The sequence below is a fragment of the Microbacterium suaedae genome (assembly GCF_003254645.1).
In the GTDB taxonomy this organism is placed as follows: domain Bacteria; phylum Actinomycetota; class Actinomycetes; order Actinomycetales; family Microbacteriaceae; genus Microbacterium; species Microbacterium suaedae.
This window is the reverse complement of sequence record NZ_PNFD01000001.1, coordinates 357,111-382,482: the sequence shown is the minus strand read 5'-3', so window position 1 is coordinate 382,482 and position 25,372 is coordinate 357,111. Positions and strand designations below refer to the sequence as shown.

The following is a 25,372-nucleotide window of genomic DNA, read 5'->3' as shown; positions in this document are numbered from 1 at the left end:
CCAGGGATGGTCGAGGCTCGCTGATAGGCTTCACGGGACTCAGCGGGACATCCCCGGTTCGTTCCGAAAGAAGCCTTTCATCGCATGCGACTTTTTGTCCAGGTCCCCTGCCTCAACGAGGAAGCGACGCTCCCGCTTGTTCTTGAGAGCATTCCGAAGGAAATCCCCGGGATCGACGAGATCCACGTTCTCATCATCGATGACGGTTCAAGTGATCGTACCGTCGAAGTGGCGAGAGAGCTTGGCGTCGAGCACTTCGTCTTCCACACTCGAAACATGGGGCTCGCCCGCTCCTTCCGGGACGGAGTCGACTACGCGCTGCAACATGGCGCGGACATCGTGGTGAATACGGATGGAGACAATCAGTATCCGCAGGACCGCATCGCGGATCTCGTCCAGCCGATTCTGACGAACGACGCCGACATCGTCATCGGCGATCGCCAGACGAAGACAATCGCCCATTTCTCCCCGTTCAAGAAGATCATGCAGACCATCGGGAGCAAGGTCGTCAACTTCGCCGCCGAGACTGACTTGCCTGATGCCGCGAGCGGCTTCCGTGCTTACTCGCGCGAGGCGCTGTATCGCCTCAACGTGGTGACTGAATTCTCCTACTGCATGGAGACGATCATCCAAGCGGGGCACAAACGGATGCGGATTGCGAGCGTTCCGGTCACGACGAACCCGAAGACGCGCGAGTCTCGCCTGTTCAAGAACATCTTTGAGCATATGGGGCGCTCGGGTGGCGCGATCATGCGCAGCTACATCATGTTCAAGCCGCATGTGGTCTTCTTGGGGCTCGCAGCACTTTTCTCGCTCGGAGCTGCAATTCCCTTTGTCCGATTTCTCGTCCTTTCGATTCTCAATGTTGCGGGTGACCACATTCAGTCACTCATATTCGGTGCGGCGATGCTCACCGGTGCGCTCCTGAGTCTGGCTCTCATTGTCATCAGCGACATGCTTCGAACGAACCGAACACTCGTGGAGGACCAGCTAGAGCGTTCCAAGGCATGGCAATATGCGCCGGAGCGACAGGTCGATCCGAATGCGGTGACCCTGGATGATGCAGTGCGCCATCCTTCCATGATGGTGAGTCCGCCGACGAGCCTCACCCGTGCGGTTCGCCAGAACGACGACCAAGCCTCGTGACGTGGCCTGAGAAAATTTTCGGAGCAGCGCTGTGTTGAACACCCTCAAGAGGATCGCGAAGGATCTGCTGGCAGTCACCTGGATCCGGCGGATATACGAAGCTGTCAACCGGATTTTCCTCGAGACATTCGGTTCGAGCAGAATATTCACGCATCTCTTTTTCTTCGTGAATTTCCTCACATTCAATCGCGAGCAAGGTGCCGTTCTTCGAGGACGTCGCGATTACTATCGGAATAAGAATCGCGACCGAGTCACGCACGTCGAGCTTCGGCGTAACATTCACCGACTCGAGAAGGCGCTCATCATGCGCCCTCGTCGGGAGATCTTCGCGCGCGATTACATCACTGAGACCGTCGAGTTCTATGAACAGGCCGCACGCCAGTGTCGCACCGCGCCCGCAACGATGGACCAGGCGGAGATGAGCTGGGCGCATGATGTGCTGAGTGAGTATTTCGCCGCTGTGACGGGGTCCGATCCTGCCATCGACCAGGCGCGCACGCGTTTTGCGACCGCTGGGTATGATGCGGAGCCCGGCAGTATGCTGCCCCATCCGAAACAGCAGCTCAGTGATGTCTCGTATGACGACCTCGAGAAGCTCATGCGGCAACGGCGCAGCGTTCGCTGGTTCACACAGGAACGCGTTGACCGCGACAAGATCGACAAGGCGCTGTTGCTCGCTCGTCAGGCCCCGACCGCCTGCAACCGTCTGCCCTACGAGTTCCGGATCTTCGACGACCCGGATCTCGCGAAGGAGATCGCGGGCATCCCGTTCGGTACGGCAGGGTACGCCGAGAACGTCCCCGCGATTGCCGTGTTGGTCGGCAAGCTCGAGTCGTATTTCAGCCCACGCGACCGACATGCGATCTACGTCGACAGCTCTCTCGCCGCGATGCAGTTCATGCTTGGGCTTGAGGCACAGGGGCTGAGCTCGTGCGTCATCAACTGGCCTGATTTCGAGCCGCTCGAAGCCAAGATGCAGAAGCGTCTGAGTCTCGGCCTCAGTGATCGCGTCGTCATGCTCATCGCATTCGGTGAAGCCGACCCCGATGGCAAGGTGCCGTTCTCGGCAAAGAAGGAACTCGATACCTTCCGTCGCTACAACTGATGTCAGGGTCCAATTCACCCGGCGGCGAGCCGCGGAAGCGAAGGGCCACAGTCCGGCGGATTCTCCGTTGGTCCGCGACAGTGGTGGTCATCGGTGTCGTCGCATGGCTGTTCAGCCGGGCGCTGATAGACAACTGGGACGCTCTGAAGGGCAAGGACCTGCGTCCCGATGTCTGGTGGCTGCTCGCTGTCATCGCTTTCGCGGCAGCGGTGCCCGTGACGGGGCTGTCATGGGGACGCATCGTGCGCGTGCTTGACAGGAACGTCACGGTGACGATGCGTGAAGCCGTAGCGGTCCAGTCGCTCTCCTGGGTTCTGAAATACGTGCCCGGCCAGGTTGGCTCCGTCGCCAACAAGGTGATCTGGGCGAAGAAGAAGGGCATCAGCCGGACGCTCATCGTCATCACGTTCATCTACGAGAATGTGTTCCTGCAACTTGCGTCCATCGTCCCGGCGGTCGTGATCCTGTTCCTCAGTCTCGGGCCGGATGTGCTCGGCGCAAACGCGACAGTCCTGCTCGCTCCGATCCTCGTACTCGTCCCGGTTGCTGCCGTGCTGTATGCGCCGTTGTTCCATCGGATTGTGGAGATTCCCGCCCGACGTGTCTTGAAACGGGACGTCCCCCGCGGGTACTTTCTCTCGAGCGGGCAGTCGCTGCGCTCGGCGGTCGGGTTTCTCGCACCTCGTGTCGTCAACGGCCTCGGTTTCGTCGTCATCGCTGTGTCCGTCAGCGGCATCGGGCCAGCCGAATGGCTGCCTTTCGCCGCTGCATACGCACTTGCTGGCGCAATTGGGATCCTCGCCATCTTCGTGCCCAGCGGACTGGGGGTGCGCGAGGCTGTTATCGTCGCGGTGCTCAGCCAGTACGTTCCGGTGGCTGAGGCGATCATCATCAGCTTGATCGCCCGTCTGCTTTCGACAATCGGCGACGCGCTCGTCGCGCTCATCTACGTCATCGTCCGTCGGACGATCCCGAAGGAGATCCGCCCATGACCACACCTCACGTGACGATCATCGGATCCGCGCTTTCCGGTAACAAGGGCGCGGCGGCGATGCTCGAGAGCGCCATCCAGACACTCGGTGAGCGACTCGAAGAGCCGCGCTTCACGCTGCTCAGCATGTATCCAGACGAAGATCGAGAGCAGAACCACTACGACAACCTCGAGGTCGTCGCGGCAAACCCGAAGCAGCTCGGTGTGTCGATCAACTCGCTTGCGTTGGCCTACAGACTTTTGCCGTTCCTGCGTCCGTTGCTGCGGCGGAAGTCGAAAGCGGTTGCCGCTCTGACATCAAGCGACGTCTTGCTCGACCAGGGTGGCATCACCTTCACAGACGGTCGCGAGAAGTTCCTGCTCTACAACATTGCGTCGATCCTTCCGGCGCTCAATACGGGGACTCCCGTCTTCAAATGCGCGCAAGCGGTCGGACCCTTCACGAACCCCATCAACCGCTGGGCGTCGAAGGCCTTCCTTCCCAAAGTGCGGACCCTCGTGACGCGCGGTCGAATTACGCACGAGTTCGCCGAGGGGCTGGGCCTGCGGAACCTCTACGCCGGGGCCGACTATGCCTTCTCTCTCGAGATGGATGGGACAGAGGCCGAACAAGTCGGCACGCACGTCGATCTTTCGTTCTTCGAGGGGGAAGAGGACGTCGTCGGCGTGTGCCCGAGCGTTGTCCTGCAGAAGAAGGTTGACGCCCGCGGCGGCGACTACGCGGGCCAGATCACGAGCTTCATCGAACGACTGCGTTCGGGCGGGAAGAAAGTCGCGCTCATCCCGCACAGCGTGCGTACGGGGACGGCGAAGACGCACAATAATGACCTTCCGCTCTGCCAGGACATTCACTCTCGACTCCGGCTCGGTGATGACCTCCTGTTCGTCGATCGGGAGCTCAGCTCCCAGCAGCTGCGATATCTGATCGGCCGGTGCGATCTCTTCGTCGCCAGTCGTTTCCACGCGATGGTCTCCTCGCTCGCGATGGCCGTTCCGACGCTCGTGATCGGGTGGAGTCACAAGTATCGCGAGGTGTTGGAGATGTTCGAGCTCGAGGAGTGGGCCTTCGGTCACGACAAGCTCGCGCCTGAGTACCTCATCGCACGCTTCACCGAGCTCGACGAGCGCCGCGAGGAAGTTCAGGGCAAGCTCGACACCCACCTTCCCGATGTCAAGCGGACCTCGGTCGCGCAAGCCGACCTCATCGCCGACATCGTTCGAGGCGGCTGATGTCGGAGGACCTGCCACTCGTCCGCAAGGAACGCCCTCAAAGGCGCGCCTATCTGTGGAGCATCGCGTTGATCACTCTCGCGACGTTCTTCGTGTCGCTTCTGTGGTCGCTCGTCTTGTTGCCGTTCACAGGACCTGATGAGCCGAGGCACTATAACTCCGTTGTCCGGCTCGTGGACGGAGGCGGTTGGCCGCGACCATACGATGCTGACGTGCTCCCTTCGACCTGGCAGGCGGTCATGGAGAGCGGTGGATCGATGCCGAACGGAGCGCAGCTCGACGACCTCCCGGCGCCCGAGGAACGGTCTGCGTTCGTCGTCGACAAGGACCTCCCGGGCCTCGTCCGCGACCAGATGGTGCAGCACCCGCCCGGGTACTACGTGATCGGCGCGGCGGTCGTCACTCTCGCGGGGGGCGCTGATATCCCCTGGGACCGGGCCTCCGCGCTGTTGCGTGGGCTCTCGGCATTCCTGACCGCGGCGGCGATCCCCTTTATTGCGGGCGCTGTGCGCTGGGCGACCGGCAGCCGATGGGCTGGCGTGCTGGGAGCACTCTTTCCGTTGCTGATTCCGTGGTATGCCGTCTCCGGATCGAGGATCTCAAATGACTCCCTCCTCATCCTGGCGTGCAGTGCGACCATCTATGCGCTCGTACGGGCGTGGCGGGATCCGCGGAGCGCGGCGTGGGCTCTCCCTGTTGCGGGTGCCGCGTACGGCATCGCGCTCGGCGCCAAAGGATATGCGCTGATCCTCGCTCCAGTCGTCGTCGTGCTCGCCGTGGGCGCAGCCTGGCGGTCGACCAGGAACGTATGGAAGACGGTCATCCGAATCCTCGTTCCAGGCGCGATAGCCTTCGCGATCGGGGGGTGGTGGTGGGTCCGGAACCTCCTCATCCTCGGGACGCTTCAGCCCAGCGTTCTCGGCGGACGAGAGCACCAGGACGTTGCCGCCGAAGGGTATTCGTTCGCGCTGTTCGTCGACACGTTTTTCACTCGCCTGAACGCGACGTTCTGGGGACGTGTGGGATATGTCTCGAACGCCCACCCGAGTGCGACCGTAATCGCGGGTGGAATCCTGTTGCTCGTTGTCATCATCGGGGCCCTCTTCTTCGCACGGTCGCGTTGGATGCTCGCGCTGCTGCTGAGCTACCCCTTCTTGATCGGCTTGACGATCTTCCAGAACGCGCACGGTATCTACTGGGACATCGGGAACCCGACTCGCGGTACACAGGGTCGATATCTCTATAGTGGGATCTCTGCTCTCGCGTTGTCGTTCGCGGCGCTCGTGCACGGATTCCTGGCGCGACGTTCTGGCTGGTTGCGATCGGCATCGGTGGTCGCGACGAGCGCTCTTGCGGTTTTGATCGTGATCGCGTCCCTGCTCTGGGTGATACCAGCAGCATGGGCGTCTCACGAGGAGTCCGCCCCGGTGGCGACGGGCGATCCTGTTGCATTCATGGGGATGAGCTGGTTCGGCTACGGGGCGATCGCACTCGCCGCTGTAGCGTGTCTTGTTGTCGCCACAGTCACCGGAGCACGAGTGGCATCGCGGGAAGATTACGATCGCGACCGGCTCGCAGCACGAGGGGTGGCTGGCGGATGAGAGCCACGGGGAGGGGAATCCTGGTATGTCCGAGATCGTAAGCTCCATCCGGACCGACACGCCGGTTCTTTCGGTCGTTGTTCCGACCCACAACGTCGGCGCGTGGGTGCGCGAGATGCTGCAGTCGGTGCTCTCTCAGAGCCTGGATGATCTCGAGGTGATCGTCGTCGACGATCACTCGGAGGATGACACTGTAGACGTCGTGAATCGACTCGCTGCGGCTGATCCGCGGATCCGACTCATGTCGGCGACTCACCGCGGTGGCGGCTCGGCGCGGAACGAGGGCGTGGCACATGCGCGCGGTCGCTTCCTGGCATTCGCCGACGGCGACGATCTCATTCCCGATGGCGCATATGCTGCGATGGTAGACAGCCTGCGCGAGACGGGTTCTGACATCGTGGTCGGTGACTATCTCAAGTTCAGCACGGTCGACACGTGGCGGCCAACCGACAGCATGCCCGCTTTCGATCAGCCTGCCGTCGGCACGACTCTCGCGGAGAACCCGACGCTCATCTATAGCCGCCCGTGCTGGAACAAGGTGTTCCGCCGAGACTGGTGGCGGAACAATGACCTCAGCTATCCGGATGTGCCGAGATCGAATGACATCGTGCCGATGGTCCGCGCGTACCTCTCGTCGGCGCGCATCGATGTCGTACCGGATGTTGTGTATCTGTACCGTGAACGACCCGGAACAGGGTCGATGACGGCGAAGGCCGACTCTGCGGCCTCCATCCTCAGTTACCTCGACCAGGAGACGGTCTGCGCCGCTCTCGTTGCCGAGAGCGGGGATCCGGGTCTCGCTCGCACCTACGCGAGGCTGATCTACGATCGCGACGGTTATCGACATGTTTCTCGCTATCTGGAGAGATGGACGAGACCGAGTGACGATGATATTGACGTGGCGTCAGCGACCAAGCGCCTCCTTGACGCGATCCCGACTGTGCCGAGAAATGTCCCAGCGGCGAAGAGGTTGGCGCTGCAGCTGGTAGCCGAGGGCGAGTTCGCCGCGGCTGTGGCAATGGTATCCGTGGGCTCCCTTACGGAGGACGATCTCAGCGGGGCGTTCGTTCCGTGGCGCCGAGCTCTCGTGTGCGCTGAGGAGCTCGGGCTCCTCCGTTCGGGGGACGGACGGACGCTGTCGGCACCGATAGTCGCGATGCTGACCGCCCCGAGGGGTTCCGAGGACGTCGAGGGATGGCGAGGAGTCGCACAAGCATCACGTACGCTTCTAGGGGACAGCCTGGCGTCGTTCGTGCCAGAGTCGACGCTTCTCGACGAGCGCCTGGACGAGGTGCTCCGCACCCGTGCGGATCTCGATGCGTGCGTCTCCGAGGTCTCGGGGGAGAAAACTGGAATCGTGATGACCGGGTCCGTGCTCTCCTCGTCTGCGGACGTGATGCCTGCGCTGTGGGACGCAGGAGGGCGGGAAGCATCCCTCATCGAGGCATCCGATGTATCGTGGCGGAGCCTCGACGAGGGGCGGCGAGAATGGCGCGCACGATTCAAGATCGATGCGCTCCCGCTGCACCGGCCACTTACTCTCGTGGTGGCCATCAAGGATGCGCCTGTCTCGACGCGATTCCTCGGTCTCCTCCCTGCCTATGACGCAGGAGACCCGTTTCTCTACGAAGTCGCCGGCACCGCGTTGATCGTGCGTCGACGTCGCCATTGGATTCTGCGTGCCGGGCGCCGCGCGATGATCATCGTCGCGGCAGGCGGGCGTCGGCTCGTCAGCCGTGCTGCGGGGCGCGGGTAAGGCTTACGGTCCGACACTTCAGGTGGCCCCGACGTGCTCCTCGAGAGCGGAGACGAGGTAAGGGCTCAGGGTGCGTGCCCACGTGCCCGTGATGTGACCGGCGGCGTCGCGATACACGATGACGTTCCCGATGATCCCGGGGCATCTCCCATCGAGACAGTACAGGTCCGTGAGGTCGACTATCTCGACTCCTGCGATGTCTGCGGCTGAGACGTTCGTGTCCTCCGAACCCATCGCCTGAGGCTCGGGTTCGGAACAGTCGCTCTCGGGGGTCACGCCGACCCGCGTCGTGCAGGTGATCGTCTCTTCCCCCAGGAGGGGGTTGTCGGTGATCACGACCACCTGCGTCCCGAGAGCTTCCAAGCGTGCCATCATGTTCGACTTCGTCGCGGCATCGACCTGGACCTTGCGTGTCGACGTGACCAAGACGGAATCGTAGTCGCCGGATAGCAGTCGCTCGTTGATCTCCGGTTGCGCGAGCGCGCAGTCGGACTCGACGACGTCGGCCTCAACGAGTCCACAACCACGCCCAACGTAGGTGTCCATCGACCAGTTCAGGTCCTCCAGACGTGGTCTGAGAGCGGGAAGGAGTGAGGCTGCGTGGCTGTCTCCGACGAGGGCGATTCGGGTCGCATCGTGTGACTCGGAGCCATAGTGGCACGTCTGCATCGTGCCGTCGGTCGAGTAGCAGGCGTAGGCGCCGGCGGTGTCGGTCTCCGCTTCGGTCGGCGAAGGAGCAAGCCCGACGAGTTCGACGTCGGCGCAGCGATCGGGGAATGCGAGCGAACCTGCTCCCCAGCAGGAGCTCTCTGGTGGCTCTTCCTCGGGCGACGCAAGGAGCTGCGGACCGGCAACGGCCGTCTCCGGTTGTCTCACCGTGGCGTGGCCGGCGGCACCGAGGACAGCGATGAGCGCGATCGCAGACCCAAGAGGGAGCCATGCGCGAGACGGGGTAAGTACGCGGCCGCGGCGGCGGAACCAGACGGCGCGCCTGGCTGGATTCTCGACGAAATGGTAGCTCGCCATGGACGCGACGAAGGTGAGCAGGAGGGCCAACGCGATATAGGCAACTGAGCCAGCCGGGATCAGCGCGACGAGCAGGATCGCGATGGGGAAATGCCACAGATAGAGGCTGTACGAGATGTCTCCGACGTAGGTCGCGATCCGGTTGCGAAGGATCCAGGGCGCGCCCTCCCCGTCGCGCGCGCCGACGCCGGCCAGGAGCACGAGTGCCGTGGAGAGGACGGGGAGCAGGGCGAGCGGCGCTGGCCAGAGCGGCGACGCGCTGGAGACGATGAACAAGGAGGCAACGATGCCGACGAGGCCGATCCAGGCGAGGATTCGCCGCATGAGTGCGGAGAGATCAAGGCGTGGAACGAACGCCAGAAGGGCCCCGATTCCGAGTTCCCACGCACGTGAGAAGGTCGAGAAGTAGGCGAAATCGTGATTGCTCGTCGTCTCGACCATCGCCCAGGCGAACGAAGCCGTCGTCAGTAGGAAGATCATCGCGGCGCCCGCGAGGCGGACCCGGCGGGGCGACCATTTCGTGAATCGAGCCGCCAACACGACGACGAGCAAGAGCACCCACGGCCAGACGAGATAGAACTGCTCTTCGACGCCGAGCGACCAGAAGTGCTGGAGCGGGGACGGTGCCGTTCCCTGCTGGAAGTAGTCGACGCCTTGCGCTGCAAACCGCCAATTGCCGAGGAAGAGCGCGCTGTAGAGCGCATCGAGCGCGACCGATTTCCCCTGGTCTCGTCCGAGGAGGACGAACGCTCCGACGACCGTGGCCGTGAGAACGACGGCGGCGGCGGGAAGGATGCGCTTCGCTCGCCGCACGTAGAAGCGCGTGAATGAGATGCGGTTCGTGAGTTCGACTTCACGGAGTAGGAGCCCGGTGATCAGGAACCCGGAGACAACGAAGAAGACGTCGACGCCGACGAAACCCCCGTCAGGGCTACCGAGAACGTGAGCGGCAATCACCGCGAGGACGGCGATGGCGCGAAGCCCCTGGATATCTTGACGCTGCACAGTCTTTCGGTGCGTGGCGGGCGCTGGGAAGAACACCCCGGAATCATACGGGGGCATCCTGGAACGTGACCCGAGCGCCATGCGTCGGCCGGCCTATGCGCCTGCCGAGAGCTCGTCGAGGAGCTGGGCGTATTGGCGGGAGACCGCCCACGGTGAGATCGGGTCCGTGAATGAACGGAAGTCGGCATCTGTGACGTTCGAGAAGAGCGTCGGATCGCTCAGCAGCTCGGCGATCGACTCGGCCGGACGCGCCGGATCGAAGAACTCCACCCAGGTCTGCTTGCCGAACTGCGAGCGGAGATGCGGTTCATCGGGGAAGATGACGGGCGTTCGGAAGCTTGCGGCAAGGTGCAGGCTGCCTGAGTTGAGGATCGCCCGATACGGGAACACAGCGACGTCTGCAGCGCGGAACCATCGAGAGATGTCACCGTCGTCGATGAACGACAAATCGGTGATCGTTCGGATCCCGTCCGGAAGAGAGGCTTGGAACTCGTCCAGTGGAATCTCTTTGACGGCGCCGGCCAGCATGAGGACGACGTTCCGGTCGTCGAGCGACGCGGTACCGCTCGCTTTGATGAGCGCGTCCACTCCCTTGTATGGGCGAATCTGCCCCAGAAAGAGCACAGCTCGATCTGAGCTGTCGAGATCGAAGCTTGCGCGGGCGGTGGAGCGGTCGATACCGGAGTCGTAGACGCCCTCATAGCTCGGATGAGGAATGAGCCTCACCTTGGCCGGATCGATTGTCACGACCTCTGCGACGACCTCGGACGTCGCCGGTGCCATGATGTGAATCGCGTCGGCGCGTTTCGCGATCGCGCGGATGAGGCGACGTTCTTCTTGGGGATACGAAAGCTCGTGAGGAAGCCGGTTGTGGACGGTCCAGACAAGGGAGATCCCCCGCGCGGCCAAGGAGTCGAGATCAGCGGTCAGCGCGCGTAGCCGCCCCTCCGCCTCGACTGGGGAGTCTGCCTTCTGCAGCAAGGGCTGGGTCCAGTGCAGGTGCACGGTGTCCCCGGCATGAAGGCGCTTGATCTGTTCGCGGAAACCCTCGTAGGTGGTCGAGCCCAGGAAGCGGCGCCCCTGAGATCGTGCCGCCAACGCGAGCAAATTGAGGAACGGGTTGTCCCGCCAACTGGGGAAGACGAGAACCTGAGGACCCTGATGCATCATTACGATTCTACTGCTCCGCAACGGCGGCCTGGTGCCGATGCTCCGACTCAGAGCCCTGACCGGCCATACTGGGCAGGGGGCTTGGATGATGGCAGACGGGTGACGAGTGGTATTCGACGGTGATGATCTCGATGGCGTGAGGATTCCGCGTTGGCGTCCCGACGTCGCCGGTGGAGCGAATTTCGGGGATGAACTCGGCCCGCTCATCGTCCGCGCGATCCGTGGCTTCGGAAAGGATCCCGACTCGGCAGGCCCGGTTCGCCGACGCGGACGCCTCCTGTCCGTCGGGAGCGTATTGCACTTCGGGCAACCCAAGGATGTCGTGTGGGGGTCGGGTGTTAACGGGAAGACCAGACAGCGTTTGGACATCACGCTCGATGTTCGTGCTGTCCGCGGTCCGTACACACGGGCCGTGCTTCTCGGACATGGCGTGGAGACTCCGGAAGTGTACGGCGACCCCGCCTTGCTGCTCCCGCGAGTCTGCCCGGAAATCGCCGTCGGCGATTGCGCAGGGGGTGAACTGGTCGTTCCGAATCTGAACGATCTGAAGGAGACGCAGCTGCCCGGAGCCCTCGATCCTCGGGGGGACGCGATCGAGATCACCGGACGCATCGCGCGCGCGAGCTTCGTGATCGCGAGCTCTCTTCACGCTCTCATCGTCGCGGATGCCTTCGGGATTCCCTCGAGGCCGCTGCGGTCGGCGCTCGAACACCCGTTCAAGTACATCGACTACTACGCGGGAACCGGACGCCACGGCGTGCGTTTCGCTGCATCCGTTGAGGAAGCTCGTGACTTGGGGCCGGTGGCGCCACCTGAGTTTGACGCGGATGCTCTCCTCGAATCATTTCCGCACGATCTCTGGCAGAATGCTTCGACGAACGCGAAGCGTGCACGACCGCAGTGGCAACTTCGAGACGCGTCAGCAGACGCCCTCGCAGAGATCTCGCGCGGTGTTCAGCGCGAGGAGACGGTCGAGGAAGCGCGAAGCATCTCGCGTGCATTGGCGTTCGTCGGCGACCAGGACCGACTTGCGATGCAGACGATCATGTACTCGCGGGGAACCGGCGCGACGGCTGAAGCCGCGCGTGCTTTGTTCTGGTTTCTCCGCAAGGGTTCGGTCGACGACCTGCTCGATCGGCGTGTGATGATCGCTATTGGCGAAGGTGGTCATGGGCAGGTCCCCACGCGTCGCGACGAGGTTCTGTGGCTCCTTGTGGGTGCGCGGGAGATCCACCTGGCGAGAGCCATCGCACGCGAACACGCCGGACTATCCGAAGGGGTTGCGCGGGCGAGTGCGCTCGGCCTGCTCGTCGAGGATGAGCCGACGCGCTCCGAAGCGTTGTAGTGATCTCGTCAGGCGGAGGTGAAGAGACCGAGCGCGGAGATCCGAGGCATCGTCACGCCCGAGAAGCTGAGATCCGGGCCGGACTTCTCCATCCGCCAGAGAGCGTTCTTGTAGATATCAAGGTATGCCGTGCGAAGGGCTGCGGTCGGCAGTGCATCGATCGCGGCGTCCGCGTGTTCCGAGGCGATGTGCGGCGTCAGCGCGCCGACGAAGCCCGCAGCGCGTGCGACCGACAGGGAGAACTGCGATGCCCCGGCGACGACGTCGTCTGGGTGACCGAATACGGCTCTGGCCTCCGTCGGTGCCAGAGTGCCACCGAGTTCGCGTGCGCGATGGCGCAGGCTCGACAGAGCGCGATTGCGCGTCGGAGAGTCGTAAGGATGCGACGCAACATCAGGCGACAGCAACGCCGCCATGTCCATGATGATGTCGTCAGCTCCTGCGTATCGTGGGGCGCCTCTGACCGTGCGTGCCGTATGGCCGACGCGAGCCAGGCCGAATTGCATGATCGGGCTGATGCCCGTCATATGGAGACGCGCGAAAGAGGCCGAGCTGTGCAGCGCGTTGCGGTAGCCGAGGTAGTAGACCTCGCTCGCGTTGCCGTCTTCGGGATCGGCACCCAGGCTGTGTAGTGAGGCGGTCAACTGGGCCTTCACCGGGTCGACGAAGTCGTCGGGGGCCCGGACCCGATCGAGGAGAGGGGTCAGGGATGTCCAGCCCCAGGCGCCTTTGACGGCGCCCGCCCCCAGGCCATCCAGCGAAAAGGTTCTGGTCGACGAGGGAGAGTCCCGGATCGGGCCGTAGCCATCGTAGATGCCCAGCAGACTCGCGGCCCACGCTGTGAGCTCGCCGTCCTCGGGCTCATGCGATTGCGGCCGCAGATCTCGAATCTGGAGATTGAGATCGAGCGCGCGTGCGACGTCGACCGCCGCCTGAACGTCTTCGGCGAGCTCGGGGCGTCCCGTGTCGCCGACCTCGATGAGAAGGTCCCGCGCAACGCCTGACGCCACGGCGCCAGCGAGAACAAGGCGCGAATCATATCCGCCTGAAAGTCGCAGGCCGGCCCGCCAGCCATCGATCTGCGTGAGAGTACGGACCGTGCGTGCGATATCCATGGCGCCGTTGCGGACGCCCTCAGCGTATGATTCGACCGATGGCTCGAGGCGACGCCCGATCGGCTCGCCCGTGGTGCGCCATGCGCAGTTCCAGCCGGATAGCCGGAGGCCCCGGCCCGGTGGGATGAACTCGATCTCGGAGACAATCGTATCCGGGGAGATCTGCTGGCCGACGATCTCGTTTCGGGGGACGCGAGCCAAGAGGGCCTCCTCGTGAGGTGAGACCGCGTCCCCCATGGCGCGCCGCAGCGCCGCGAGCACGAGCAGTGAATCCGACGCTGCCGCGTAGCCGCGACCCGAGGTCGTGAGGAGGCGCCCGGAACCGAAGACGTCTCGATCGATCCGAAGTCCGTTGCCCCAGGTGGCGGCGATGTATATACCGTTGTGGTCTCCCGCCCGTTCTCGGATCCGCTGCGGAGCCGACGACCAGCCGGGCGCGCCGAACACGATCGCATTCTCGTCCGGCGCGATGAGTGTGCCGCGAAAGAAGGTGGTGCCGGTGACGCTACGAGCGACGTCGCGACTGATGATCGTCAGTGTGCGCCCGAGGCTCAGGGGCACCGTGAAGACCTCGGACTGCGGTGCGTGGGCCTGAACCCAGGAACGGATGGCGCCGCGGCGAGAGGGGCCGTGCACGACGAAGCTGTAGTTGGACACGCCCTCAGCCTATGACGCACCAATAGTGCGGCTGCGGGATGGGACGATGGTCGGTGTGATCCCGCCATCCGCCGTCCTTTCGGCCCGTGAACTCGGTGCACAACGCGCGCCGGGCTACTCGTGACGTGGTTCCAGGCGATTCCGGCCTTGTTGGCATCCGGCGTCGTCGTCCTCGGTCCAGGCCTCGTCGCGACGGCGCCACTCGCCATGGGAACCGCCATGCGGATCGCCCTGTCGGGCCTTGCGAGCGTGCTCAGCTGGGGCATCGCCGGGAGCGTTTTCGGCGCAGTCGATGTGCCGTTCGCCGCGTGGCAGGCACTTCTTCCGGCGGTTGTGCTCGCCGTCGCATCCTGGGCGATCCGGTGGCACGCCCCCACGGTTGACTCACCGCGCGCCGGACGCTGGCTCTTCGCCGCGGCGTGGGCGACGGGCGCGATCCTCATCACGACTGTGGCGTTCTGGAATGTCTCGGGCCCCGAGCGCATCTCGCAGACCTACGACAACGTCTTCCATCTCTCGGCCGTCGCCGCGATCCTCGACGGCTTCTCTGCCTCGCCCCTGACATTGCGATCGCTGATCGAGACGGAGGCGCCGGGGATCGCGTACTACCCGTCGGGATGGCACATCCTCGTCGCCGCGACCGCGCAGATGTCCGGTGCCGATGTCGCCGTGTCGGTCAACGCGGTGTGGATTGCCGTCGCGGTGCTCGTCTGGCTCCCGGGGATCGCGTGGCTCGCACAGACGATCCTCCCCGGGCGGGCGCGCGAGGCGGGCGTTCTTGCACTCCTGCTTGGCGCTGGGTTCGGTGCGTTCCCGTATGCCCTGCTCGCCTGGGGCACGGTCTATCCGTCCTACCTCGCTCATGCGCTCCTCCCTGCGGCTGTCGGGGTCGCGGTCCTCTCCGTCCGCGGTGTGTGTGCGGCCCGCCGCGTCGACAGAGCGCGCTTCGTGGTTACCGGCGCTTTCGGAGTCGTCCTCGCGGTGGGCGCGCTCGGCGTGGCACATCCACGCGTGCTGGCGACGTGGGCGCTGATCGGCCTGCCATTCGTCGCCTGGGAGCTGACGATCGCCTTTCGTCGTGGATGGCGAGCTGGCGGACGATCGCGCCGTCGCGCGGTCGGGTGGCTCGTGAGTGCGGGCGTGAGCGTCCTTGTCGTCGCTGGGGTCGGATTCGCGTACGCAGTTGTCGGGCTCGGCCTCTTCGACGAGCCGCTTGCAGACCGACTCGACGGTCCGCAGGCCGCGGCGGTGCAGACCGTATGGGACGGACTCATCCAAGTCGTCGCGCAGATGCCGATGACGGGTCTCGGTAACGTCGTAGCTGCGCCGGCGGTGCTGCTCGCGGCCGCGGTGCTCGTGGGTGTCGGCGTCGCACTGCGCCGCCCGCGCACGCGTTGGATCGTCGTGTCGTTCGCGCTCGTCGCGGTTCTCTTCGCGCTCGCGGCGGGATCCGACGGGGCGCTGGCGAAGCTCACGACGGGTGTCTGGTACAAGGACCGATTCCGGCTCGCGGCTGCGTTGCCGGTGCTCGCGGTTCCGCTTGCGGCGCTCGGCGTTCTGACGGTCGCGCGCGCGGTGCCGTGGTTTCGTGCGTTCCCTGCACGCGCGGGTGCGGGGCTCGCGGCTGTCGTTGCGGTGGTGTCCGCGGTCGTGCTCGGGACGACAGGCGGGACCGCCGCGATCGGATCGGTTTTCGCCCAGCCGGCTGCGCGCGCGACGGACGCTGTCGTCTCAACCGCCCAAGCGGAGTTCTACGCCGATGTCGTGCGGCGCGAAGTGCCTTCAGGCCAGCGGGTTCTCGGGGATCCGTGGGACGGGGCCGCCCTGACGGGGCTGTTCGCGGGGCGTGAACCTGTGTTCCCGCACGTCAACGGTCAGTGGGATCCTGACCGCCTCGAGCTCGCCTGGAACCTCGAGTGGATTGAGAAAGGCCCCGCGATCTGTGACGCTCTCGACGCTCTTCGTGTGCGCTATGTCGTTTACGATCCGCACGAGTTCGGTGGGGGAGACCCTTCTGGGAACCACTTCCCCGGGCCCCACGAGGCGGTCGAACGGGGGTTGTTCACACTCGTCGCCACGGACGGCGACTCGTCCCTCTACCGCATCGACCAGTGCGGGGAGTTGCCGTGAACCACCACGCCCTCGCCGAGACGCGAATCTGCCGCGTCCCGCGCCGAACCTTGTGACTTTCCTGGGGCAACGGATCGCGCTGGCCAGAAACCCCCCTCGCTCGATGAAACAATGTCGTTCATGGACACCGATCTTCTTGTCGTCGGCTCTGGCTTTTTCGGGCTGACCATCGCCGAGCGTGCGGCGAACGCGGGCCGCAAGGTCACCGTGATCGATCGACGCAATCACATCGGCGGCAACGCGTACAGCGAGGCCGAGCCCGAGACGGGGATCGAGGTGCACCGCTACGGTGCGCACCTCTTTCACACGTCGAACGAATCGGTGTGGGAATACGTCAACCGGTTCACGACGTTCACGAGCTATGTGCACCGCGTGTACACGAACCACAAGAACGTCGTGTACCCGATGCCCGTCACACTCGGAACGATCAACCAGTTCTTCCAGGCCGCGTACTCGCCCGACGAAGCACGCGCGCTTGTGAAGGATCAGGCGGGCGAGTTCGACGTGAAGACGGCGCAGAACTTTGAGGAGAAGGGCATCGCCCTCGTCGGGCGTCCTCTCTTCGAGGCGTTCTTCCGTGACTACACGGCGAAGCAGTGGCAGACGGATCCCAAGAAGCTGTCGGGCGACATCGTCAGCCGCCTCCCCGTGCGCTACACGTACGACAACCGATATTTCAACGACAGGTACGAGGGACTCCCGACGGACGGATACACGACCTGGCTCGAGCGCATGGCCGATCATCCGAACATCACCGTGGAGCTCGACACCGACTTCTTCGACGCCTCGCAGCCGTTCCACAAGGAGGCGGTCGTCGGTCAGATCCCCGTCGTGTACACAGGGCCGGTCGATCGCTACTTCGACTACTCCGAGGGCGCCCTCAGCTGGCGCACGCTCGACTTCGAGCAGGAGGTCCTGCAGACCGGCGACTTCCAGGGCACGCCCGTCATGAACTATCCGGACGCTGACATCCCGTACACGCGCATCCACGAGTTCAAGCACTTCCACCCGGAGCGGGCCGAGCAGTACCCGACCGACAAGACGGTCATCATGCGCGAGTTCTCACGCTTCGCCGAGCGCGACGACGAGCCGTACTACCCGGTGAACACCTCCGAAGACCGCACGGGTCTACTCGCCTACCGCGATCTGCAGAAGGGCGAGAAGGACGTGCACTTCGGCGGACGCCTCGGCACCTACCAGTACCTCGACATGCACATGGCCATCGGGTCAGCCCTGTCCATGTGGAACAACAGGCTGGCCTGAACCAGGGTGCGCAGTGGCAAGAGCCGCTGTGAGCCGAAGCTGCGCGTTTCAGTTCACGCGGCTCTTCTGCCGTGGGGTGGGCCGGAACCGCGTATCGTCGTCGCACCGCCCCTGCAGCGAGTACTGCGCATCGCGTCGGTGATCGACGTCACGCGTGCTTCTCAGCGTGGCGTGGCGGCGGGACTCACTGTGAGCTCTTGACGAGACCATGTTTCGCGGGATGACCGGAAAGCGGCTCCTCGAGAGCGTATGAGAGCACTCCCTGCTTGGCAAGTCCCTGATGTACCTCGTCACCGTTGGCGATCTTCGAGAACGGATCCGTCTTCAGGTCCTGCCGATTGAACCGCTCGGCCTCAGGTGCGGAAGGTGCGGAGACGTCGATTCCTTCGAAGCGCAGTGTCGTGACCAGATTGCGCATCAGTTCTGACTTAGGGACATCTACATCCGCACTGTAGCTGAGGATCCTAAAACTTCGACCGTGTCTGTCCAGGGAATCGGTGATCTGTCGATACCAATCATCGTTCGCCTTCGACCACTCCAAGAATTCATGGGTTTCGATTCTTGGTTTCAGATCGCTGGTATCTGAGTGGCGCCATGATTTCGAGATTCGCGCCTTCTGCAGGGACACGTATACGTCCAATCGTCTGCGTGTCAACACGATCGGATAGCGGTGCTTCGCAGATAAAAATTCCTCGAGTGAGGGATTGCTCACGTGTCCCGGGAATATCTTGTACGAAACGAATTTCTTGTCGATCTGTCGAGCAGTTTCAGAAAGCGCTTCTACTGCTTCAATGGGTCGATCTCGAAAGAAGTTGATGAGTTGTTCGGATCTCAGTGAGGATGCGTTGAGTCCGGTAACCTCGTTGAGGATGGAAAGCTTGCGATCGGAGTCGACGCCGAAGACTCCATCCTTGTTGAATATCTCGTGCATTCCCATGACCTCAGGTAGATCAGCAAGGCACTCGCAGAAGAAGTTCGTTCCGCTTCGAGGGGCCGACAATACGGCGATCTCAGAGATCTTTACTTTGGAATTCTGTCTACGCTTCTTTGGGTGCCAGAACTTCATCTCTTCTCCCCGCTGTGAAAACTGATCGCGCCATAGTGCGACAAGGGGGAACCAACCTCCGTGCGCATGTCCGGCACCGGTCTGCGTCGTGGGTCCACTGGTATCAGTTCCGGTGGATTGATCGGCAAGTCGAAGCGGCGATCAACGTGGCAAGTGTACACGACGGGGGAGGTTCAACCGGGGACTCCTGACTGAACACATGTACGGCGTCGTAGGGTGGTGTATTGGGATGCAGCATGCCGCGCTGCCACTTGTCGAAGTGGCGTACACCCCTTATGTTTCAGTGGGGCGTACTGGTTGGTGATCCGTAGAATGAGATCGTTGAGTTGCTGTTTGCGGTGGTCGGCGGCTGAGGGCCGTGGTGACGAGATCGGCAAATGTGTTGAAATCCGTTTGGGTCACTATTCCTCGAGACCGGATCATAATGCAAAGTGCGCGTGGCGATGCGCGCTCGAGAAAGCGCACGGTTGTTTACCGGTGAAGGCGCCTGACGATCTTTGCGGGAACGCCCGCGACGAGAACGTCGTCCGGCACATCCGCCGTCACGATCGCGCCGGCGGCGACGATGGATCCCGCACCGATCGTCACACCGCCGAGGATCGTCGCCGACGCGCCGACCCATGAGCCATCGCCGATCGAAATGGGATCGTGGCGCACCGCGCCCGCGCGCTTGTCATGCGACCCGATGTCGTGTGTATCGGTCACGATCCGGACGAACGGTCCGATACTCACTCGGTCGCCGATAGTGGTTTGTGGGCGGATATAGGCGTCGCGGTTGATGAAGACGTCGTCACCGATCGTCACCGATCCCATGATCTCGGTGCCGCGATAGATCTTTGCCCGCATGCCGATGCGGATCTCGCTCGAGTCGTTGTGAAGGAATCGAACCTCTTTGTGGATGTGGGAGCCCTCGCCTGTCGTCAGCACCATCTCACTCTCACTTCGCGGTCGCCAGCGGCGGCATGACCCCGTAGTCCCTGTCGCGCGCGATCGCGAGCCCGTCGCGCATGCCGCGCCAAAGGTTCCCCCAGCCCTTCTTCGTGATCTTGCGTTCGACGAAAGCCAGTCGGATGAGTTCCTTCGCGAATGTCGCCGCTGTCCCGATGGCGAACGGAACGGGGCGATAGTCGCCGTTGGCGGCGTAGTAGTGCGCCATGATGCCGCGGTTGCGCATGATGTAGTACCGGTACATATCGCTCGACGCGTTGAGGTGGCGGGTTCCCATGTCCCACTGCTTGATCTCGCGCGTGCGCTGCAACACGAATTCGTCGACGATCGCGCACGGAGTGTGCAGCGAGGCGAGGTATCCGTAGACGGTGTCGTCCCAGTAGATGAAGAACCGCGGATCCGGCAGGCCGAGCTTCGCGACGAGGTCTCGGTGGATGAACATCCCCTCGAAGCAGCCCGAGTTCATCTCGCGGTAGCCCGAGTCGTCGAAGCCGGCCGGTGCGAACGGGATCGGGATTCCGAGCGCCGTCGACACGCGATACTGCCAGTAGAACTCGGATCCGTCGTAGTCGTATCGGCGCCCCTGGATGTGGCGGAACCGCGGGGTCCAGTGCCCCATGCGGGCGAGGCCGTCGGGGAGCACCTCGACATCGTCGTCCATCAGCCAGATCCACTCGGAGCCCAGCTCATACGCGGTCTGCATTCCGGCGCTGAACCCGCCCGCACCACCGGTGTTCTCGTCGAGTCGTCGGTACACGATCTCGGTGCCGGCCTGCTCTCGCAGTCGCTCGACGACCTCGGTGGTGTCATCGGTCGACGCGTTGTCGATGACGACGACGTGGCCCGGCTTCGGATCCATGCGTCCGACGGACTCGAGATGGCGGGCGAGGAGCGCCGCACGGTTGTAGGTGACGACGACGATCGTCGCCGTTGCGGGGTCGAAGGCGGATGTCGTCACGTCGGTGGCTTTCTGGGAGGGGAGGGTCATGCGTCGGCCTCGAAGCTCGCGTTCCATTCTTCCTGAGCGACGAGCCGGGGGAGCGCTTCACGGTATTCGCGCGCCAGCCGGGGCCACTCGCGCTTCAAGCGACGGTGCAGGCGGATCGAATCGAGGAGCATGCCGCGGAACTTCCCGCGGTCACGCGTGTACACCTGTTTGCCGGATCCGTCGGCGGCGCTCACGAGCGCGGAGTCGAAGGCGGGGACGCGCCACCAGTGCGCATCCTCCTTGCCGAACTCGACCTCCGGCATCTCGACGTTCTCGGGCGCCGGGCGGCGCAGGAGGTGGCTCAGCAGGGCCTTTGCCGTGAAGAGGCGCAGCTGCAGGCCCGTCGGATTGTCGAGATCGTGCCGACCGCGTAGCTCGAAGACCTGGCGACCTCGTCGGGAGTGCAATACCTCTTTCGGATCCCGGTGCACGACGGTCTCGGGGAATCGCTTCGCCAGCTGACGTGCCTCGGGCATGCGCGTGCTCAGGGTACGGCGCATGTGCTCGGGGCCCGACAGGATGTCGCGCAGCGCCCGATTGCGGAGGGCGACGGGGTAGTACTGCATCATCATCAGGTGCTTGAGGTCGACGCGACGACTGTGGCGGAGGAGCCGCCCGCCTTCGGGTGCACCCGAATGAAGCAACGCCGTCACGATGCGGTTGCGGGCGTGGAAGTATGCCTGCCAGTCGGTCGAGTCGTCTTTGCCGACCCAGGACACGTGCCAGAGCGCCGCGCCCGGAAGCGTCACCGTCGGGACACCCGCCTCGTCCGCGCGAAGACAGAATTCCGCGTCGTCCCACTTGATGAAGGCGGGGATCGGGAGCCCGATCTCCTTGATCACGGACTTCGGGATGAGACACATCCACCATCCGTTGTAGTCGGCGTCCATGCGCATGTGCAGCAACCGCGACTGGCGGAGGTTCTGCTCGCGGAAGTCGTGCGGCATCTGCTCCTGGTAGAGCGTGCGCCACATGAACGGCTCCTCGTCGACGACCTCGGCCCACGCATGCAGGCGCGGCCTGTCGAGCAGATCGAACATGTGGGCGCCGACGATGACCGGTTTCGAGGCGTAGCGGCCGAAGATCACGGAGCGGCGGATCGACTCGGGCTCGATGCGCACATCGTCGTCGAGCAGCTGCACGAAGTCGCTCTCCTCGCGGCGCATCGTCTCGGTCATGGCGCGCGCGAAGCCACCCGATCCGCCGAGGTTCGGCTGCGTGATGACGTGCAGCTGCTCGCCGAGGGCGTGGGCGACCTCCGGGTACTCGTCCCGCTGATCCACCCGCTCGGTGCCCTGGTCGACGAGGAAGATCCGATCGACGACGGCGAGCACATCGGGGCTGTCGGCAAGGGACTGGAGCGTCTCGACGCAGTAGCCGGGCTTGTTGTAGGTCGTGATCCCGAGAGATGCCTTGCCCGTGCGGACCGGTTCGGCGTCGGTCGACCACTCCGCGCCGGCGAGCACGACGGGCTCGCGATCGGCGACGACGTCGAACCAGATCCAACCGCCGTCTGAGAACTGCGTGAGCGCGATGTCGAACGACGTCTCTGCCGTGCCGGTCACCTCGGCGGTGTAGAGGCGCTGCTGCACACCTGAGCCGTTCGAGCGGTACACGAGGATCGTGCCGGGCCCCTCGGTGCGCACGGTGAGCGAAATCGCGCGGACGCTCGTCCAGTGCTGCCAATACGACGCCGGGAAGGCGTTGAAGTAGCTGGCGAACGAGGTGCGGCTTCCGGCGCGCACGCGGATGCTGTTTCGGCCGAGCACGTCGCCGATATGGGCGTGGTTCGTGACGCGCACGGGTTTCTCGTCGATCGTCGACCAGGTGTCGGCATCGAGATACAGCGACAGCAGGTCGGGGTCGCGGTCAGCGGGGAAGACCACGTTCTGAAGGACGAACGGCATGTGTGGCAGCTCCGGCAGGTTCATGTGGCGGGGGCCTGCGTGCGGGACGCGTACGGCCGTCACGAGCCTACCCGCCGGAACCTCGGCGGTCCTGAGGTGAGGCGGGGGCGGCTGATGGCGGCGGGATCGGCGCCGTCGGATCGATACGCGTGCGCCATGATCGCTCTCGACCGGCGCGCACCGCGCACACGACGAGGAGCATCCAGCCGAGGTCGCTGAAGGTATAGCTCTCGAACGCCGACTCGACGAGGAGGGCGACGAGAGTCAGCGGCAGCCAGGCGTATACGACAGAGCGCCGGTCGGCGGCCGCGAGCCAGGCGCGTGCGAGAGCGATCGTGGAGAACGCGGCGAAGAGGAGCAGTCCGACCCAGCCGAGCTGGAGGACGACGTCGAGGTACGCGTTGAGCGCCGAGGCGTTCGGTACGCCGAGGGTGTTGTTGATGATGTTCGTCGGGAACGGCTGGTCCTCCCACGTGCCGAACAGTCCCCAGCCGTTGATGGGGCGATGCCGAACCCACGAGATGGTCTCGCTCCAGAGCTCGGCGCGTGATGCGAAGCCCGAGCGCGCCGAGAAGAAGTCGATGATCGGGCGGTGCATCGCAAGGGCCGCGACGAAACCGAAGGCGGTGAGGGAGGCGACCGCGATATCGACGCGCCGCCGCCGATCACGCGGCGTGCGGCGCGCGATCGCGAGAGCGAGTTCCGCGAACAGCAGCATCACGACGAGGACGAGGGCCGTCGGGGATCCGGACAGCACGACGAGCACGCTGGCGATCGCGAGCGAATAGACGGCTACGTGTCGGGGAACGGCCCGCGCGCGCCACTCGACGACGAACGTGATGAGGGCGAGCACGGCGACGAATCCGAGCAGGTTCCGGGATCCGAAAAGTCCCTGCACGGGGCCGCCGAAGCTGATGAGGCCCTCGACGCCGAGGGTCGGAAACGGGACGTCGAGGATGATCCCCGAGAGGATCTCGACGACGAGTGACACCGTCAGGAGCCAGCGCAGCACATCGCCCATTGCACGTGCGATCTGCAGTGTGTCGCGCACGTGCGCGATCGTGATGGCGACGACGGCCCAGCCGGCGAGGGAGAGCCATGCGGCGATCGTGCGCCCCTGGGCGCCGTCGAGCGTCCACGCGAGGCTTGCGAGCGCCCAGAGGACGAAGAGCGCGAGGCTCGTGGGGGCGAAGCCGACGAACGAGAGCTCGTCGCGGCGGAGCAGGAGGATCGCGATGCCGACGGCCGCGAGCCCCGCGACGATCGAGGAGAGAGTGACGATGCCGTTGACGCTGTGGATCGCGGGCGTGAGGAATGCAGCGGAGAGGGCCGTGAGCGTGAACGCTCGCGCGAAGGCCGCGGATCGCAGGAGATCGGCGATCGCAGCGGCTGCGGCGCGGCGCATCGACGTCACGGCGCGCCTCAGCTCTCTGCGCGGACGGCGGGGTCGGCGGTGCGCAGAATTCCGCGCCGCGGGGACCGGGTGCCGATCTCGGCGTCACGGTCGGGGTGGGTGAGCTCGGGAGTCACCTTGACCTTGCTGACGAACAGCACCGTGAGCATCCAGCCCCACAGCATGATCGGGTTCGACTCGGTGAGACCCTGTGCGAGGAGGGCCCAGAGAACCAGGATCGGCACGAGCGTGAGGGGAGAGTAGGCGCGGTCGTCGTGCGCGTCCCAGCGCGGACGGTCGACCGCGAAGAACCACGTGCGCCACACGGCGGATCCGTACACGCCGGCGATGAGCACGACCCCGAGTGCACCGAGCTGGAGGAAGGCGTCGAGCCACATGCTGTGCGCCTGGAAAACCGAGATGTGGTGGTCGACGATCCACCCGTCGAAGGCCGGATCCCACGGCACCCAGGGCGAGGAGAAGCCGTTGCCGATGACGGGATGCGCGAGAGCGCGGTCGATCACGGTTGCCCAGATGTCGGCGCGCCCCGTCAGGTCACCGTCGCGTCCGAGGAGCCCGAGGATCCGGTCGTATCCGAGCCAGCAGATCGCGCCGAGGGCGAGCGCGAGGCCCGTGGAGACGGCGTAGACGCGCGTGCGGCCGCCGGGCGTCGCCTGTCGTCGCATTGCGAGGGCCACGAGCAGCACGGCGCCCGCGACGGCGCCCGCGACCGCGCTCGTCGCGGATCCGGCCCGCACGAGCAGCCAGACCGCGAGCAGGATCCACACCGCGCGGGAGATGACGACCTCTCGCGAGAGACGGTCGACGATCGCAATGCGCATCCGCACGCCGAAGACGATGAGCGCGAGCACGCACAGCATTCCCAGGAGATTCGAGTTGCCGACGATGCCCTGCACTCGATCGCCGACGAGAAACGAGTCGAAGAGATTGCCGCGCACCCAATACCAGTGCGGATCCGGTTCGCCCGACACGGGGAAGAAGTTCGGCAGGATCGGATGCTCGACGACGAGCGCGACCCACGCCTCGAACACGAGGGAGCCGCCGATGATCCAGCGCAGGGCCACCTCGAGACCGCGGACGATCTCGCCCCACGTGAGCATGTCGGCGAGGAAAAGCGCCTGCAGTGTGACGCCGGCGAGCACTGCCCAGGTCATGGCCGTTGCGGCGGGCCACTGGGACCAGATCACCGACGTGATCGCGAACGCGACGTAGACCAGCGCGATCCAGGGCAGGCGACGCCACGCGTACGCCTGGGCGCCGCGGCGCCTCGAAAGGTTGGGAACCCAGATGGCGAGCGTTGCCACGACCGTCGCGCTGAGCAGCGCGACCGCGGCGATCGGGCCGAGCAGGTTGTACCACCATGAATAGGCGAGCGCCGAGAACAGCACGAACGTCGCGTACGCGCGCAGCGCGAGATGCGCGGTGGCCTCGCGCTCGGGCGCGCGATGCGGGGGCGCGACGGGGAAGCGAGAGAGCTGCGCCATGCCCTTCAGACTACGGTGCGCGTCG

The 25,372-nt window shown here is 64.5% G+C and carries 18 protein-coding genes; 9 read left to right on the top strand and 9 right to left on the bottom strand.

The annotated features are described in order from the left end of the window. Nucleotides 1-84: 84 nt before the first annotated feature. The 6 genes from C0012_RS01675 to C0012_RS01650 all read left to right on the top strand — a co-directional run bounded on the left by C0012_RS01675 (nucleotide 85) and on the right by C0012_RS01650 (nucleotide 7,829). On the top strand, nucleotides 85-1,146 hold the full coding sequence (locus C0012_RS01675) for a glycosyltransferase family 2 protein (RefSeq protein WP_110588494.1): 1,062 nt from the start codon (nucleotides 85-87) through the stop codon (nucleotides 1,144-1,146). A gap of 31 nt (nucleotides 1,147-1,177) precedes the next feature. Then, nucleotides 1,178-2,251 (top strand): nitroreductase family protein, encoded by a 1,074-nt coding sequence (locus C0012_RS01670; RefSeq protein WP_110588495.1) that lies wholly within the window; start codon nucleotides 1,178-1,180, stop codon nucleotides 2,249-2,251. A gap of 80 nt (nucleotides 2,252-2,331) precedes the next feature. Further along, entirely contained in the window at nucleotides 2,332-3,243 is a 912-nt protein-coding gene (locus C0012_RS01665; protein WP_162621802.1) for a lysylphosphatidylglycerol synthase domain-containing protein, read from the top strand. Continuing rightward, nucleotides 3,240-4,472 (top strand): polysaccharide pyruvyl transferase family protein, encoded by a 1,233-nt coding sequence (locus tag C0012_RS01660; RefSeq protein ID WP_110588497.1) that lies wholly within the window; start codon nucleotides 3,240-3,242, stop codon nucleotides 4,470-4,472. Before C0012_RS01665 ends, C0012_RS01660 begins: the two co-directional genes overlap by 4 nt. Before the next feature lie 212 nt (nucleotides 4,473-4,684). After that, on the top strand, nucleotides 4,685-6,073 hold the full coding sequence (locus C0012_RS01655; RefSeq protein WP_162621803.1) for an ArnT family glycosyltransferase: 1,389 nt from the start codon (nucleotides 4,685-4,687) through the stop codon (nucleotides 6,071-6,073). Nucleotides 6,074-6,098: 25 nt separating this feature from the next. Next, the gene (locus C0012_RS01650; protein ID WP_110588499.1) at nucleotides 6,099-7,829 is read left to right on the top strand and encodes a glycosyltransferase family 2 protein; all 1,731 of its coding nucleotides are present in this window, start codon (nucleotides 6,099-6,101) and stop codon (nucleotides 7,827-7,829) included. An 18-nt stretch (nucleotides 7,830-7,847) separates the two neighbouring features. On the opposite strand, the gene C0012_RS01645 is transcribed toward C0012_RS01650, so the two are convergent. Both C0012_RS01645 and C0012_RS01640 read right to left on the bottom strand, forming a co-directional pair. Next, the gene (locus tag C0012_RS01645; RefSeq protein WP_162621804.1) at nucleotides 7,848-9,860 is read right to left on the bottom strand and encodes an acyltransferase family protein; all 2,013 of its coding nucleotides are present in this window, start codon (nucleotides 9,858-9,860) and stop codon (nucleotides 7,848-7,850) included. A 93-nt stretch (nucleotides 9,861-9,953) separates the two neighbouring features. Further along, nucleotides 9,954-11,027 (bottom strand): glycosyltransferase, encoded by a 1,074-nt coding sequence (locus C0012_RS01640; protein WP_162621805.1) that lies wholly within the window; start codon nucleotides 11,025-11,027, stop codon nucleotides 9,954-9,956. Nucleotides 11,028-11,136: 109 nt separating this feature from the next. Between C0012_RS01640 and C0012_RS01635 the strand changes: the two genes are divergently transcribed. Continuing rightward, nucleotides 11,137-12,375 carry a polysaccharide pyruvyl transferase family protein gene (locus tag C0012_RS01635; protein ID WP_110588501.1) on the top strand — a complete coding sequence of 413 codons (1,239 nt, stop codon included), beginning with the start codon at nucleotides 11,137-11,139 and terminating at the stop codon, nucleotides 12,373-12,375. Nucleotides 12,376-12,383: 8 nt separating this feature from the next. Here C0012_RS01635 and C0012_RS01630 read toward each other — a convergent pair whose 3' ends face one another. Next, on the bottom strand, nucleotides 12,384-14,147 hold the full coding sequence (locus tag C0012_RS01630) for a hypothetical protein (protein WP_110588502.1): 1,764 nt from the start codon (nucleotides 14,145-14,147) through the stop codon (nucleotides 12,384-12,386). Nucleotides 14,148-14,267: 120 nt separating this feature from the next. Here C0012_RS01630 and C0012_RS01625 point away from each other — a divergent pair, with 120 nt between their 5' ends. Both C0012_RS01625 and glf read left to right on the top strand, forming a co-directional pair. Beyond that, on the top strand, nucleotides 14,268-16,277 hold the full coding sequence (locus C0012_RS01625; protein ID WP_110588503.1) for a DUF6541 family protein: 2,010 nt from the start codon (nucleotides 14,268-14,270) through the stop codon (nucleotides 16,275-16,277). Nucleotides 16,278-16,397: 120 nt separating this feature from the next. Then, the gene (glf, locus tag C0012_RS01620) at nucleotides 16,398-17,540 is read left to right on the top strand and encodes a UDP-galactopyranose mutase (RefSeq protein WP_110588822.1); all 1,143 of its coding nucleotides are present in this window, start codon (nucleotides 16,398-16,400) and stop codon (nucleotides 17,538-17,540) included. A 184-nt stretch (nucleotides 17,541-17,724) separates the two neighbouring features. Here the strand turns inward: glf and C0012_RS15330 are convergent, their stop codons facing one another. From C0012_RS15330 to C0012_RS01590, 6 genes are all read right to left on the bottom strand, one after another. Further along, nucleotides 17,725-18,606 (bottom strand): hypothetical protein, encoded by an 882-nt coding sequence (locus C0012_RS15330; protein ID WP_162621807.1) that lies wholly within the window; start codon nucleotides 18,604-18,606, stop codon nucleotides 17,725-17,727. A gap of 471 nt (nucleotides 18,607-19,077) precedes the next feature. Continuing rightward, complete coding sequence (locus C0012_RS01610) at nucleotides 19,078-19,536, bottom strand: acyltransferase (protein WP_110588505.1); 459 nt, start codon at nucleotides 19,534-19,536, stop codon at nucleotides 19,078-19,080. 7 nt (nucleotides 19,537-19,543) lie between these two features. Then, entirely contained in the window at nucleotides 19,544-20,542 is a 999-nt protein-coding gene (locus C0012_RS01605; protein WP_110588823.1) for a glycosyltransferase family 2 protein, read from the bottom strand. Continuing rightward, a complete protein-coding gene (locus C0012_RS01600) occupies nucleotides 20,539-22,449 on the bottom strand; it encodes a glycosyltransferase (protein WP_110588506.1) in 1,911 nt (636 codons plus the stop codon). Before C0012_RS01600 ends, C0012_RS01605 begins: the two co-directional genes overlap by 4 nt. Before the next feature lie 67 nt (nucleotides 22,450-22,516). Continuing rightward, nucleotides 22,517-23,854 (bottom strand): O-antigen ligase family protein, encoded by a 1,338-nt coding sequence (locus C0012_RS01595; protein WP_110588824.1) that lies wholly within the window; start codon nucleotides 23,852-23,854, stop codon nucleotides 22,517-22,519. Between the two features lie 17 nt (nucleotides 23,855-23,871). Further along, nucleotides 23,872-25,347, bottom strand: a complete 1,476-nt coding sequence (locus C0012_RS01590; RefSeq protein WP_110588507.1) for an O-antigen ligase family protein — start codon at nucleotides 25,345-25,347, stop codon at nucleotides 23,872-23,874. Nucleotides 25,348-25,372: the final 25 nt, after the last annotated feature.

Bases quoted from the DNA above. Each gene is read 5' to 3' on its own strand.
- C0012_RS01675 (WP_110588494.1), top strand. From the start codon at position 85: ATGCGACTTTTTGTCCAGGTCCCCTGCCTCAACGAGGAAGCGACGCTC.
- C0012_RS01595 (WP_110588824.1), bottom strand. From the start codon at position 23,854: ATGCGCCGCGCCGCAGCCGCTGCGATCGCCGATCTCCTGCGATCCGCG.
- glf (WP_110588822.1), top strand. From the start codon at position 16,398: ATGGACACCGATCTTCTTGTCGTCGGCTCTGGCTTTTTCGGGCTGACC.
- C0012_RS01660 (WP_110588497.1), top strand. From the start codon at position 3,240: ATGACCACACCTCACGTGACGATCATCGGATCCGCGCTTTCCGGTAAC.
- C0012_RS15330 (WP_162621807.1), bottom strand. From the start codon at position 18,606: ATGAAGTTCTGGCACCCAAAGAAGCGTAGACAGAATTCCAAAGTAAAG.
- C0012_RS01605 (WP_110588823.1), bottom strand. From the start codon at position 20,542: ATGACCCTCCCCTCCCAGAAAGCCACCGACGTGACGACATCCGCCTTC.
- C0012_RS01610 (WP_110588505.1), bottom strand. From the start codon at position 19,536: ATGGTGCTGACGACAGGCGAGGGCTCCCACATCCACAAAGAGGTTCGA.
- C0012_RS01640 (WP_162621805.1), bottom strand. From the start codon at position 11,027: ATGCATCAGGGTCCTCAGGTTCTCGTCTTCCCCAGTTGGCGGGACAAC.
- C0012_RS01590 (WP_110588507.1), bottom strand. From the start codon at position 25,347: ATGGCGCAGCTCTCTCGCTTCCCCGTCGCGCCCCCGCATCGCGCGCCC.
- C0012_RS01650 (WP_110588499.1), top strand. From the start codon at position 6,099: ATGTCCGAGATCGTAAGCTCCATCCGGACCGACACGCCGGTTCTTTCG.
- C0012_RS01600 (WP_110588506.1), bottom strand. From the start codon at position 22,449: ATGCCGTTCGTCCTTCAGAACGTGGTCTTCCCCGCTGACCGCGACCCC.